Source organism: Methylomonas montana (assembly GCF_030490285.1).
Classification (GTDB): domain Bacteria; phylum Pseudomonadota; class Gammaproteobacteria; order Methylococcales; family Methylomonadaceae; genus Methylomonas; species Methylomonas montana.
The window spans coordinates 1,131,203-1,144,039 of sequence record NZ_CP129884.1; the positions used below are offsets into that span (position 1 = coordinate 1,131,203).

At 53.7% G+C, this 12,837-nt stretch carries 11 protein-coding genes and 1 tRNA gene; 5 read left to right on the forward strand and 7 right to left on the reverse strand.

From position 1 onward, the window contains the following. Positions 1-71: 71 nt before the first annotated feature. From QZJ86_RS05485 to def, 6 genes are read right to left on the reverse strand one after another with little or no spacing between them, the layout of a single operon-like run. Positions 72-1,433 (reverse strand): sigma-54-dependent transcriptional regulator, encoded by a 1,362-nt coding sequence (locus tag QZJ86_RS05485; protein WP_301937113.1) that lies wholly within the window; start codon positions 1,431-1,433, stop codon positions 72-74. Then, complete coding sequence (locus tag QZJ86_RS05490) at positions 1,430-3,586, reverse strand: sensor histidine kinase (RefSeq protein ID WP_301937114.1); 2,157 nt, start codon at positions 3,584-3,586, stop codon at positions 1,430-1,432. The genes QZJ86_RS05485 and QZJ86_RS05490 overlap by 4 nt, the downstream gene beginning before the upstream one ends. Next, positions 3,568-4,134, reverse strand: a complete 567-nt coding sequence (locus tag QZJ86_RS05495) for a DUF4390 domain-containing protein (protein ID WP_301937116.1) — start codon at positions 4,132-4,134, stop codon at positions 3,568-3,570. The genes QZJ86_RS05490 and QZJ86_RS05495 overlap by 19 nt, the downstream gene beginning before the upstream one ends. After that, on the reverse strand, positions 4,109-5,404 hold the full coding sequence (gene rsmB, locus QZJ86_RS05500) for a 16S rRNA (cytosine(967)-C(5))-methyltransferase RsmB (protein ID WP_301937118.1): 1,296 nt from the start codon (positions 5,402-5,404) through the stop codon (positions 4,109-4,111). Before rsmB ends, QZJ86_RS05495 begins: the two co-directional genes overlap by 26 nt. Beyond that, entirely contained in the window at positions 5,401-6,327 is a 927-nt protein-coding gene (gene fmt / locus QZJ86_RS05505) for a methionyl-tRNA formyltransferase (RefSeq protein WP_301937120.1), read from the reverse strand. Before fmt ends, rsmB begins: the two co-directional genes overlap by 4 nt. A gap of 9 nt (positions 6,328-6,336) precedes the next feature. Next, positions 6,337-6,843 carry a peptide deformylase gene (def, locus tag QZJ86_RS05510; protein WP_301937121.1) on the reverse strand — a complete coding sequence of 169 codons (507 nt, stop codon included), beginning with the start codon at positions 6,841-6,843 and terminating at the stop codon, positions 6,337-6,339. A 314-nt stretch (positions 6,844-7,157) separates the two neighbouring features. Here def and QZJ86_RS05515 point away from each other — a divergent pair, with 314 nt between their 5' ends. The 4 genes from QZJ86_RS05515 (at position 7,158) to topA (ending at position 12,172) form a co-directional block, all read left to right on the forward strand. Further along, positions 7,158-8,189, forward strand: a complete 1,032-nt coding sequence (locus QZJ86_RS05515; RefSeq protein ID WP_301937122.1) for a LysM peptidoglycan-binding domain-containing protein — start codon at positions 7,158-7,160, stop codon at positions 8,187-8,189. 113 nt (positions 8,190-8,302) lie between these two features. Beyond that, positions 8,303-9,358, forward strand: coding sequence for a DNA-processing protein DprA (gene dprA, locus QZJ86_RS05520; RefSeq protein WP_301937123.1), 1,056 nt, complete (start codon positions 8,303-8,305; stop codon positions 9,356-9,358). A gap of 8 nt (positions 9,359-9,366) precedes the next feature. Then, positions 9,367-9,834 (forward strand): DUF494 family protein, encoded by a 468-nt coding sequence (locus tag QZJ86_RS05525; protein WP_301937124.1) that lies wholly within the window; start codon positions 9,367-9,369, stop codon positions 9,832-9,834. Positions 9,835-9,850: 16 nt separating this feature from the next. Next, entirely contained in the window at positions 9,851-12,172 is a 2,322-nt protein-coding gene (gene topA, locus QZJ86_RS05530) for a type I DNA topoisomerase (protein ID WP_301937126.1), read from the forward strand. A gap of 26 nt (positions 12,173-12,198) precedes the next feature. Here topA and QZJ86_RS05535 read toward each other — a convergent pair whose 3' ends face one another. Next, positions 12,199-12,657: a DUF192 domain-containing protein gene (locus tag QZJ86_RS05535; RefSeq protein ID WP_301937128.1), complete on the reverse strand. Its 459-nt coding sequence runs from the start codon at positions 12,655-12,657 to the stop codon at positions 12,199-12,201. A 69-nt stretch (positions 12,658-12,726) separates the two neighbouring features. Here QZJ86_RS05535 and QZJ86_RS05540 point away from each other — a divergent pair. After that, positions 12,727-12,810 (forward strand) — tRNA-Leu (locus QZJ86_RS05540). Positions 12,811-12,837: the final 27 nt, after the last annotated feature.

The following is a 12,837-nucleotide window of genomic DNA, read 5'->3' on the forward strand; positions in this document are numbered from 1 at the left end:
TTGCTTTTTAGTCTGTTGAGGCTATAAAAACCGTGAATTGTACTTAATAGGGCTGGTAACTTCAAGTCCAATTAAAGCTTAATTTTCAGGGAATGCAATTTTCGGTACAAATGCGTACGTTCCATGCCGATAGCCGAGGCCAGTTTAGCGACGCTGCCGCCGGTTTTTTCGAAATGATATTCCAGGTAGGATTTTTCGAAATGATCGCGGGCTTCTTTCAACGGCAAATTAAAAAACTCCGGCACATTCAGGCCCAGTTTGGGTTGTTCGGCGATCGAGCCCAGCGCGGTTTTTACTTCGTCCAGCTCGATGTCGTCGCCGGCACCCAATATCATCAGACGCTGCACCAGATTACGCAACTCGCGCACATTACCCGGCCAGCTGTAATTACGCAAATAATTTTGCGCGGCCATCGAGAAACGTCGGAACGGCAGTTTTTCTTGGGTGACGAAATGATCGACGTAAAAATTCAGCAAACTGGGCACGTCTTCGCTGTGTTCACGCAGCGGCGGAATTTCCAGCGTCACCACGTTCAGTAAATAATAAAGATCCTGGCGGAAACGACCGTTGTTGACTTCTTCTTCCAGGGACATGCGGGTGGAAGCCACTACGCGCACATCGACGCGCACCGCCTGGCTACCGCCGACCCGCAAAAACGAACTGGATTCCAGCGCGCTGAGCAAGCGGGTTTGGGTTTCAGGGTCCATGCCGCCGATTTCACCCAGGAATAGCGTGCCGCGATGGGCTTGTTCCAGCAGGCCGCGATAAACCCGGCCATTGTCCTCGCGGCCGAAAAATTCCACCGCCGAGTTTTCCGGTGAAATACTGCCCACCGAAACATCGACGAAAGAGCCGTCGCGCCGCGAACTGTTATTATGCAAATAGCGGGCGTACATTTCCTTGCCGACCCCGGCTTCGCCGACGAACAACACTCGGGCGTCATGCTGCGCTAGGCGTTTCAATTTGTCCTTGGTACGCTCGACTGCCGCACTTTTGCCGACCGGTTCCACGCCTATCATCAGCTGTTGCTTCAAGCCGGCGTTTTCGCGTTGCAGCGAGCTGGTCTCCAAGGCGCGCTCGACGATCAGCAGCAATTTGGCCAGCGATAGCGGCTTTTCCAAAAAGTCGTAGGCCCCCAAACGGGTGGCTTCCACCGCCGATTCCACCGAGGCATGTCCGGACATCATGATCACCGGACACAGTGCATCGTCTTCACCGACCCATTCCCTTAGCAAGGTGATACCGTCGCTATCCGGCATCCAGATGTCGAGCAGGATCAAATTGGGCGCGCGTTGGTTTTTGAGTTTTCTGGCCTCGGTGGCGTTTTCCGCCATCGCGACGTCATAACCTTCATCCTCGAGAATTTCCGACACCAATTGACGAATATCCTGCTCGTCATCGACTACCAATATGTACGGTGCTTGTGTATTCATTTATTGTTCCCAAATTCAAAAACTGGTAGCTGGAGTAAAAAACCCGCGCCGTCATTATAAGATGTATCGACCCAAATCACCCCGCCATGTTCTTCGACGATTTTTTTGACGATCGCCAAACCCAGGCCGGTACCCTTGGCCTTGCTGGTCACATAGGGGTCGAAAATAGTTTCGATCTGCTCTGCGTTGAGGCCGCTACCGTTATCGTAGATGCCCAATTCGACATAATCGGTGTTGTTGCGGCTAACCTTGGCGGTTTTTATCAGGATGCGACACTGCGCAGAGGTGGCTTCCTGAGCATTCTTGATTAAATTGTGCAATACCTGACGGATGCTGACCGGATCGGCTTCGACGATGACTCTGTCGCTGGCGAAGGCGGTGTTGAAGGCTATGCCTGACGGCATATACAGAGCCATGATTTCCTGAATCAAATCGACCAGATTGAGTTTTTCCACTTGCTTCTTGGAGGGGCGGGCGTACTCGGAAAAATCGTCCACCATCCGCTTCATCGCTTCTACTTGCTGGACGATGGTGCGGGTGCCGCGTTGCAAAAATTCGGCGGAACCGTCTTGCAATTCCTTGGACAGCTTGTGTTGCAAACGCTCGGCGGAGAGCTGGATCGGCGTCAGCGGGTTTTTGATTTCGTGCGCCAGCCGCCGCGCCACTTCGCCCCAGGCCGCATTTTTTTGGGCCTGGATTAAGTCGGTGACGTCGTCGAATACCACAATCGCGCCGGTGCGGGCGCCGTGCTGCGAGAATAGCGGGGTGCCCCGGCACAGCAATTCTTGGCGGCCGTTGGGGCCGAGAAAGACGATGCGCTGCTCCCAGATGTCGTCGGCTTTTTCCAGCAGGCTCTGGATGGCGGTTAACACGTCGGCCAATTCTGTGTGTGTGGTCGCCAACGTCGGCAAGGTCTCGCCGACGAAATGGCTGACCGGGATATGCAAAATTCGGTAAGCGGCCTGATTGGCGGTGCGGATGTAATAAGCGGCGTCGAAGCTGATTACCCCGGCGGTCAGGTTAGCGAGGATGGTTTCCAGATAAGCGCGTTGGTTTTCCACTTCCAGACCGGCGGCGCGGGTTTCGTCGCGGGAGCGGGCGATGCGGCGGGTCATCTGGTTAAACGATTCCACCAAAAAGCCCAGGTCGTCCTGACTCATTACCGGCAGTTGTTGTTGGTAATCGCCTTCAGCGACTGCCTGGGTACCTTTTACCAATTCCTTCACCGGTGCGACGATATTGCGGATGCTGATGAAGGCTACCCAGATCGCCGCCAGCAGGCTGAGCAGCAATACCAGCAGCAAGATCAACGAGAAGCTGGTTTTCAGTGAATCGCGCAGGAAATTCATTTCCTGATAACGGATGAAGGCAAATTCGATCGAGTCGGCTAAATCGGTGACTCGCACCGGAATCGGGTAGAGCACCTGCAAGAACCGGCTCTGGTCGGCTTCGATGGCGACGATGATGCGCACCAGCATTTCATCGTTGTCGCCGGGGTCGAAGGCGAAATATTGCTTGTTTTGCCGCAGCTGCAGCCAGATTTGTTCGTCCGGCAGATGCGGCAAAATATCGCTGGGATTGACGCTGCTGGAGGCTAAAATCCGGCCTTGATTGGAAAATACCGCAATTTCCATCGCCCCGGACTCGTTCCACAGGCTGCCTATTTCCAGTGCGATCAGCGTTTCCGATTTGTCTCGCAATTGGTCGGCCATTTGCTTGGTTTGCTTGATGTGCCAATTCATCCGCTGGGCCAACGAAGATTGGCTCAGTTCCAGCGCGTCGTCCATGGCCCGGTCGATTTCGACGTTAAACCAGCTGTCGATGCCTTGATGCAGAAATTGTACGGAAAAATAAAACACGATGGCCGCCGGCGCCAGGGACAGCAGCACGAACAGCGAAACCATCCGCGTGGTCAGCTTCGAACCGGCTTCTTTTTTTTTCAGTTCCCGAATCAGCGAGTAGGCGTTTACCACTACCAGGCCGAGCAAGATCACCGACCCCAGCGTGTTGATCACCAGCAGCCAGGAATACATTTCGCCGAGTTCCGAGGATTCCTGGGTGGCGCTGCTCATTAATTGCAGCGACAGCAAGACGAAGCCGAACAGAATGAGGATAGAGGCGCTGGCCGGTAATTTTATTTTTGAATAGGCCATGTCTGCCAAGTGCTAGAGAGAAACCAGCGATGATCGAGATAAGCGAGCGGACGCAATGGAATCGGCAAGAATTCGCGGTTGAATTGAGTCTGTACGGCCAATAGGTACGGCTTACCGGGCTGCAATAAGTCGGCCGGAATAGGCGAGCTGTCGTGCACCGAGGCCATGAAATTCAAAGCCGCGCTCAGGGTCAAAAACATTTCGCTATGGGCGGACGGCGTTTGCACCGCGTATTGATTCAGCAGGGCGTGGAATTGCAGACTGTAAGCGAGTTTGCGCTGGTAAATCACGCTATCCCAAAGCCAGCCGGGCTGGCGCAGTTCGAGCGATACATTCCAGGCCAAGGGCACGCCTTTGTGTAGCGCTTCCTTGGCCATCGGGCTGAGCCGGTAATCGATATGAGCTTCCACGGTATAGCCGTTGTCTATATACGCCAGGTCGGCGTATTCGATCCTGGCGGCGTAGTCGCCGGCCTGGCCGATGGCGGGGCAGAGTGGTAGGCAGAGCATCAACAGGCCGCGCCTAAGCAGCTTTATAGAGCTTGGCATAATAAAAGCCGTCCATTTGCCGGTCGCCGGTGACGATTTGCCGGCCGTGCGGGCGCGGCATGCCCCAGTGCGCGTCGATAGATAGTTCGCCGGCATCGCTGTGACGAGCTAGAAATGCGGCAATTTGCGCTTCGTTTTCCTGTTTCAATACCGAGCAGGTGGCGTACAGCAAGATGCCGCCTGGCGACAGCAAGGACCAAGCGCTGTCCAGAATCCGCGCTTGCAGCGTTTGCAAGGCGGCAATATCCTCGGCTCGACGTAGCAGTTTGATGTCGGGATGGCGGCGGATCACGCCAAAACCGGAGCAGGGCGCGTCCAGCAAAATTCGGTCGAATTGTCGGCCGTTCGCCCAGGTTTCCGATTGAGAGGCGTCGGCGGCCAAGGTGTCGGCTTGTAAATTCAAGCGTATTAAATTGTCCGTGACGCGTTGCAAACGCTGCTGATCGACATCGACGGCCAGTAGTCCGGCCAGGGCGGGTTGCCGTTCCAAAATGGCCGCCGTCTTGCCGCCCGGTGCGGCGCACAAGTCCAAAACCTGTTGGTCGGGTTTAACATCCAGCAATTCGGCTGCCAGTTGCGCGGCGATGTCCTGCACGGAAACCCGGCCCTCACTAAACCCTGGCAATTGTTCGACGGCCAGAGCTTGGTCGAGGCGTATCGCGGTATCGCAACAGTCTACCGGCTGCGCAGCTATGCCTTGGGCGGTGAGTTCGTCGAGATAAGCGCTACGGCTGCCTTGCCGCAGGTTGACGCGCAGCGCCATTGGCGGCGCCTGATCGTTGGCGTGCAGGATTTTTTCGTAATGCTCCGGCCAATCTTGGCAAAGTAAGTCCGTGATCCAGTCAGGATGGTTGTGGCGGGCCTGACTGTTCTCGGCGCAGGCTAGTTGCAGCATCTCGGCTTCACGCAGATATTGCCTGAGTATCGCGTTGACCAGCGATCTGGCCCAGGGCTTGTGACTGGTGGCCGCGACCGTTTCCGACACCGCGGCATGCGATTTGACGCGCATGTGTTGCAGTTGGTACAGGCCGACCAGCAATAATGCCTTGATGTCGCCGTCTTTCTGCTTCAGCGGTTTGCTGAGTAAGCGGCTGAGTATAAAGTCCAGCGCATAGTAGTGACGGATCACGCCGTAACACAGGGCTTGTACGAAAGCTCTATCCTTGCTGTCCTTGAGTTTGGGAAGACCGTGTTCCAGCGCGGCAGTTAGCGACTGGCCATCGCTTAGAACGTGGGAAAGAATCTGTGCCGAGCAGCCGCGCAGATTCATAAACCGAGTACGACGTGGTCGGCGGGGTGGGCGTTCAGAAAGTCCTTGCCGGCTATGCGTTTGCCGCCGGGCAATTGTACTTCCAGCAGTCGCAGTACGCCGTCGCCGGTCGCGGCGTCCAGAGTTTGTTCGCTGCAGTTGATAGTGCCGGGCGGCAGATCGGCTGGTTTGGCCAGTACCTCGCTACGCCAGACCCGCAGAACTTCGCCCTTGTACAGGGTTTGCGCCACCGGCCAGGCGTTCAGACCGCGCACTTTTCGATCCAATTCTGCTGCAGATTGCTGCCAGTCCAATATGGCTTCCTGTTTTTCCAATTTGTGGGCATAAGTGACCAGCGCTTCGTCTTGCGGTTCAGCCTGGAGCGTGCCTTGGCCGATTTGATCGACCACTTTAACCAGGCCTTCCGCGCCCATGATCGCCAGTTGATCGTGCAAGCTGCTGGAGGTGGCGTCGGCGCTGATCGGGCATTCGACTTTATAAAGCATGTCGCCGGCATCGAGTTTTTTGACCACTTTCATGATGGTGATGCCGGTTTTAGCGTCGCCAGCCATCACCGCTCGATGGATAGGTGCCGCGCCGCGCCAGCGCGGCAGCAACGAGCCGTGGACGTTGATGCTGCCCTGTTTTGGAATATCCAGTACCGCTTGCGGCAGGATCAAGCCGTATGCGACGACGACCAGTAAGTCGGGTGCCAATGCCGCCAACTCTTGAAGCGCTGCGGGATTTTTGAAGTTTTCCGGCTGATAAACCGGAATGCCAGCGGACAAAGCTAGTGCCTTGACCGGGCTGGCGGTTAGCTTGCGGCCGCGCCCGGCCGGGCGGTCGGGTTGAGTGTAGACCGCACTGACTCGGTGGGGCGAATCGATCAAGGCCTGCAAGGTGGGGACCGCAAAATCCGGCGTGCCGGCGAAAACGATGTTCATGGTTTATCCTTATAAGCCCTGCGCCTTGTGGATTTTTTCCAATTTGGCTTTGATGCGGTTGCGTTTGAAGGCCGACAAATAATCCACAAACAATTTGCCTTCCAGATGATCCATTTCATGCTGAATACAGACTGCCAGCAAGTCGCGAGCTTCCATTTCGAAACTTTCGCCGTCGCGGTTCAGTGCTTTGATTTTGATATGCTCGGCGCGGCTGACTTTTTCGAAAAAGCCGGGTACCGACAAACAGCCTTCCTCGGATTCTTCGACGCCGTCGCGTTCGATGATTTGTGGATTGATCAGGCAGATCGCGTCGTCCTTGTTTTCGCTGACATCCATTACGATCACCCTTTTGTGTACGTTGACCTGGGTAGCGGCCAAGCCCACCCCTTTGGCGGCATACATCGTTTCGATCATGTTGTCGACCAATGTTCTAATGCCGTCATCGACTGCGCCCACCTCGGCGGCGACTGTGCGCAGCCGTTTATCGGGAAATTCCAGAATCGAAAGAATACTCACCCATTACTCCACTTGCTAACTGTAATGGCGTGATTTTATCCGAAATCGACTACAGTTTGAATGTGAAGCCTAAATGACGGCGATCGTTAAAGTAGAGGATGTCGTATTTCCCGATTGAGCTGGGCTAAAGCAGGTGAGGCTGGCATTCTATTCGAATTCATCTAAACTGTGCGGCAAAATCGATTGTTGAATTTTTATGCAATTGCTTCAAGTTAGGCCGGACGGGAAGAAAAAATTTTGGTGTTTCGACACGGTATTTAAACGATTCGTCTGGCGGATTTTGAACGGTTTTAAAGCCTCTGGCAGGATACATTATGTTTTTTCGCGCGATACTGGGAATATTGATTCCGTTGTTTTTTACCGCTGTGGTTTGGGCTGACGAGCTTCAAATCAATCCTAATCACCCCGAACGATATACCGTGGTAAAAGGCGATACCCTGTGGGATATTTCCGGCAAATTTTTGCAGCATCCTTGGCAATGGCCGCAGCTCTGGCATAACAATCCGCAGATTAAAGATCCACATTGGATTTACCCGGGTGACACTTTATATTTTTCGTACGTGAACGGTATGCCGCGTCTGAGTTTGTCGCCGGATGGGAACGACGAAAAATTAATTCCACGGGTACGGGAATCATCGATTGACCAGGCGATTCGCGTGATACCTAGCGATGCGATCGTGCAGTTTTTGAATTCGCCAAAAGTCGTTAGTGCGGAAGAATTGGCGCACGCGCCTTATGTGATCGGTTTTGTCGGCGAGCATTTGATCGCTGGTGCCGGTGACGGCGTTTACGTGCGGGCGATCGAAGAACCGGAAGGCCTTGGATATACCATTTACCGGCAGGGCAAGCCCTACATCAGTCCGGTGACCAAGGAAGTTTTGGGTTACGAAGCGCAATATATCGCCGATACCACCTTGCAGGAGCCGGGCGATCCGGCCACCTTGCGCATCAACAAATCCGATCTGGAAATTCAACGCGGCGACCGTTTGATGCTGACTGGCGAAGGCGAGTTGGCGTTGAATTATTTCCCGAGACCGCCGGAACATCAGGTGATCGGCAGCATTATCCGGGTGATGGGGGGTGTGTCGCAGATCGGTCAACACGATGTGGTGGTGATAGACAAAGGTACCGCCGACGGTTTGGAAGTGGGGCATACGCTGGATGTCTACAGAAGAGGGAATATGGTGGTCGATCGTTACCAGTCGGTGGAAGCAGTTGCTGTTAAAATGCCGGACGAACTGGCCGGCGTGCTGATGGTGTTTCGGCCGTTCGAACGGGTTAGTTATGCCTTGGTGATGCAGGCAACAGGCGCTATTCACACACTGGATAGGGTACAAACGCCCTGATGCAGCGTTATATGGGCGTTGTTTCGCAGCTTGGCGGGTCTGGTTTCGCCAGGTCTGCTCATTAACTAGCTTTGGAAAAAGTTAGTAATTCTCAGATCAAATATTGGCTGGCGATGCTGCGAATGCCCGGCGTCGGCAGCCAAGCCATCCTGCGCTTGCTGGCGCACCTTGAGCCCGAGCAGATATTTTCGGCATCGCGCTCGACGCTAAGCGGATTGGGGTTCAGCGAGAAGCTGATCGAAGCCTTGCAAAAGCCGGATTGGCAAAAGGTCGAAGACGATCTGTGCTGGCTAGAGCAAGCCGGGAACTATGCATTAACCTTGGATGATGCCGATTATCCGGCCCAACTAAGAGAAATCAACAATCCTCCTCCTGTCTTATTTATCAAAGGCAATCCTGAATTATTGCTCGAACCGCAATTGGCGATGGTCGGCAGCCGCAATCCCTCGCCGGTGGGGGTCAGCACTGCGATCCAATTCGCCGAAGCCCTGGCCGAGGCGGGCTTTGTCGTCACCAGCGGTTTGGCTTTGGGTATCGATGCCGCCAGTCATCAAGGCGCTTTGAATGTCAATGGCCATACCATAGCAGTGGCTGGCACCGGTTTGGACCGGGTGTATCCGGCTTGTCATAAGCAGCTTGCTACGCAAATCGTCGAGCATGGCGCGCTGGTCTCCGAGTTTCCGCCCGGCACAAATGCCAAAGCCAATCACTTTCCTAGGCGAAATCGAATCATCAGCGGTTTGTGCGTCGGCTTGTTGGTGGTCGAAGCGGCTCAGCAAAGTGGATCTTTAATTACTGCGCGTTTGGCCTTGGAGCAGAATCGGGAGGTTTTTGCCATTCCAGGCTCGATACACAATCCTTTGGCGCGCGGTTGCAACGCGTTGATCCGTCAAGGCGCTAAATTAGTGGAAACCGCGCAGGATATTTTTGAAGAATTAGGTCAGTATAATCAACAGTATATGCGAGCCGAGTCGGAAATCGCGCAGACTTCGCTTGACCTGGAGCAACAAAATCTATTGAAATTGATTCCGTACAGCCCCACAACGGTTGATACTTTGGTGCGAGAAAGCGGTTGGTCGGCGGAAGAAGTTTCCTCGACGCTGTTGGTGCTGGAGTTGCAGGGCTTCATTTCCGGACTTGCCGGCGGTGGCTACCTTCGAATCAAATAAAGGTTCTAATGAAAGAAGACATATTCGATGTGCTCATTTATCTGTTTGAAAATTATCTGGATGGCGACAGCGATAACTATCCGGATACATCCGTGATTGCCAGCGAATTGCTGGATGCGGGGTTTCAACAGCCCGATGTCAATAAAGCGTTCGACTGGCTGGAATCTTTAGCTGAAATTGAGAGCATCACGCCGGCGGTGTCGTCGTCGTTCCGCATTTTTAGCGGCCAGGAAATTGCCGTATTCGATATGGAATGTCGCAATTTCTTAATGTATCTCGAGCACAGCGGCATTCTGACACCGATCAATCGCGAGATCGCCATCGATCGCGCGATGGCTTTAAAAGACGAAAATATTACCCTGGATAAGTTGAAATGGATTGTATTGATGGTGTTATTGAGTCAACCTGGCGATAGCGCTGCCTTTTCCCGAATGGAAGACATCGTTTACGATTTGATACCGACTTCTTTACACTGAGTCTTATACGGATAGCATGAGCAAAAGTTTAGTCATTGTAGAGTCACCGGCCAAATGCAAAACCATCGAGAAATATCTGGGTAAGGACTTCCAGGTATTGGCCTCGTACGGCCACGTCCGCGATTTGATTCCGAAGGAAGGGGCTGTCGATCCGGATAACGGCTTTGCGATGAAGTACCAAGTGATCGATCGCAATCAGCGCCATTTGCAAGAGATCGGCAAAGCCATCAAGAACGTCGATACCCTGTATCTAGCGACTGACCCTGATAGGGAAGGCGAGGCGATTTCCTGGCATGTGTTTGAGCATCTCAAGGAAAAAAAACTGTTAAAAGACAAGGAAGTATTGCGGGTGGTGTTTCATGAAATCACCAAAAAAGCCGTCACCGAGGCTATCGCCCATCCCACCGAGTTATCCAATAATCTGGTCAATGCCCAACAAGCGCGGCGAGCCCTCGATTATTTAGTCGGTTTTAATTTATCGCCGCTGTTGTGGAAAAAAATCCGTCGCGGCTTGTCGGCCGGCCGGGTGCAAAGTCCGGCCTTGCGGATGATCGTCGAACGCGAAATGGAAATCGAGGCGTTCAAGACCCGTGAGTATTGGTCGCATACCGCCGAAGCCAACGCGCAAGGGCTGCCGTTCAAGGCCAAATTGACGCATTTTAACGGCGAAAAACTCAATCAATTCAGCTTTACCGACGAAGCGCAAGCGACGCAGGTCAAGCAAAGCTTGCTGGACGCCGCCGACGGACAATTGATCGTCGCCAAGCTGGAGAAAAAACAACGCAGTAAAAATCCGGCGCCGCCGTTCATCACTTCGACTTTGCAGCAGGAGGCGGCCCGCAAGCTGGGTTTTACCACCAAGCGCACGATGATGGTCGCCCAGCAATTGTACGAAGGCATCGATCTGGGCGGCGAAACCGTCGGTTTGATTTCGTATATGCGTACCGACTCGGTGAATCTGGCCGAAGAGGCTCTGGCCGATATTCGGGCGCTGATCGCCGAGAAGTATGGCGCTGACGATGTACCTAAAGAGCCGCGCCGTTTCAAGACTAAATCTAAAAACGCTCAGGAAGCCCACGAGGCGATACGGCCGACTTCGGTGCAGCGCTTGCCCGAGCAGGTGAAAAACAGGCTTAGCGCAGAGCAATTCAAGCTTTACGACTTGATCTGGAAGCGTACCGTCGCTTGCCAGATGATCCACGCCACCTTGAATCAGGTGGCGGTCGATCTTAATTGCGGTGGCGATAAAAACGTATTTCGCGCCACCGGTTCCACGGTGACCAATCCCGGCTTCATGAAGGTTTATCTGGAAGGCGTGGATGACAGCAAGGAAGCCGCCGACGATCAGGATAGCCTGTTGCCGCCGATGGAAGAAGGCCGCCCGGTGGTGTTGAACGACATTGCCGCCACCCAGCATTTTACCGAACCGCCGCCGCGTTATAGCGAGGCGAGCTTGGTTAAGGCGTTGGAAGAGCATGGCATCGGCCGGCCGTCCACTTACGCGACGATCATCTCGACCTTGCAAAATCGCGAATATGTGACGATCGACAATAAGCGGTTTTACCCGACCGATGTGGGGCGTATCGTCAACAAGTTCTTGACCGAACATTTCACTAAATACGTCGACTATAGCTTTACCGCGAATCTGGAAGACGATCTCGACGCGGTGTCGCGCGGCGAGAAGGATTGGATTCCGTTGATGAACGACTTTTGGCGGCCGTTCACGCAATTGATCAACGAGAAGGAAGAAAGCGTGCAACGCAAGGATGTCACGCAGGAGAGCATCGACGAAAAATGCCCGGACTGCGGCAGTCCGCTGTCAATCCGTTTAGGGCGTAACGGCCGCTTTATCGGCTGTACCAATTATCCGACCTGTTCTTATACGCGTAATCTGGGTGATGACAATGCCGGTGCGGCGTCGGCCGAACCGGAAGTGGTCGAAGGCCGGGTGTGTCCGAAATGCGAATCGACGCTAGTGATTAAAACTGGCCGCTATGGCAAGTTTGTCGGTTGTAGTGCCTATCCGAAATGCAAGCACATAGAGCCTTTGGAAAAGCCAAGCGACACCGGCGTGGAGTGTCCACAGTGCAAAAAAGGCGCGATCCTGAAACGTAAGGCGCGTAGCGGGAAGATTTTTTATTCCTGTTCGGAATATCCGAAATGCGATTACGCCTTGTGGGACGCGCCGATCAAGGAAAGTTGCCCGGACTGCAACTGGCCGATTCTGACCTTAAAAACCACCAAGCGCCGCGGTACCGAAAAAGTCTGCCCGCAGAAGGACTGTAAATACGCAACGCCTTACGAGGGCGATTCGGACGATGTCAACGGCCCCCAATAGTGTCGTGTTCGACCGGTTTTGGTTGCTTAAGGCAGCGTAATTTGCTGTCCGACTTTCAGCAAGTGCTTATCGATAAAGCCGGAGGATAATTCCAGCATGTATCTAGCCGGGATTTTGGAGTCGTAAATTCTGCACGGTTCGTGACGGCAGGGTTGCAAGTCTTTCAACATGGCCACGATTTTGCCGTCGCCGGATAAAAACAACACATCCAGGGCCAGCAAGGTGTTTTTCATCCAGACTCCGCGCCGGGATTGATCGGGATAGACAAACAACATGCCCTGGTCTTCGGTCAGTTCTCGTCGAAACATCAAGCCCCGTTCTCGACTGTCGTTATCGGCGGCGATAGCCACGTAGACGGTACGTTGTTGATCTACAAAAGTGATTTTATGATTGAAGTCGTCAAATTGGCTCGCCGCTGCCTGATTGCAGGACGATGCGCTTAGTAAAAACAAGCCAATCACAAAACGGGATAATCGAGTGTTCACGCTGGATGCCGATAATATAAGGTTGTTTTTGAGGGGGCGGCTGATTATAATGCCGCGTTCATTTATTTTGCGAGCGTGGCGAAATTGGTAGACGCGCTGGATTTAGGTTCCAGTGGTAACCCCGTGGGAGTTCGAGTCTCCCCGCTCGCACCATTTCCCACGTTATCCGTAACGATACGA

Excerpts from the sequence above, each read along its gene's own strand:
- rsmB (WP_301937118.1), bottom strand. The coding sequence starts at position 5,404 with ATGAATCTGCGCGGCTGCTCGGCACAGATTCTTTCCCACGTTCTAAGC.
- dprA (WP_301937123.1), top strand. The coding sequence starts at position 8,303 with ATGCTGCGAATGCCCGGCGTCGGCAGCCAAGCCATCCTGCGCTTGCTG.
- topA (WP_301937126.1), top strand. The coding sequence starts at position 9,851 with ATGAGCAAAAGTTTAGTCATTGTAGAGTCACCGGCCAAATGCAAAACC.
- QZJ86_RS05485 (WP_301937113.1), bottom strand. The coding sequence starts at position 1,433 with ATGAATACACAAGCACCGTACATATTGGTAGTCGATGACGAGCAGGAT.
- QZJ86_RS05525 (WP_301937124.1), top strand. The coding sequence starts at position 9,367 with ATGAAAGAAGACATATTCGATGTGCTCATTTATCTGTTTGAAAATTAT.
- QZJ86_RS05490 (WP_301937114.1), bottom strand. The coding sequence starts at position 3,586 with ATGGCCTATTCAAAAATAAAATTACCGGCCAGCGCCTCTATCCTCATT.
- QZJ86_RS05495 (WP_301937116.1), bottom strand. The coding sequence starts at position 4,134 with ATGCCAAGCTCTATAAAGCTGCTTAGGCGCGGCCTGTTGATGCTCTGC.
- QZJ86_RS05515 (WP_301937122.1), top strand. The coding sequence starts at position 7,158 with ATGTTTTTTCGCGCGATACTGGGAATATTGATTCCGTTGTTTTTTACC.
- fmt (WP_301937120.1), bottom strand. The coding sequence starts at position 6,327 with ATGAACATCGTTTTCGCCGGCACGCCGGATTTTGCGGTCCCCACCTTG.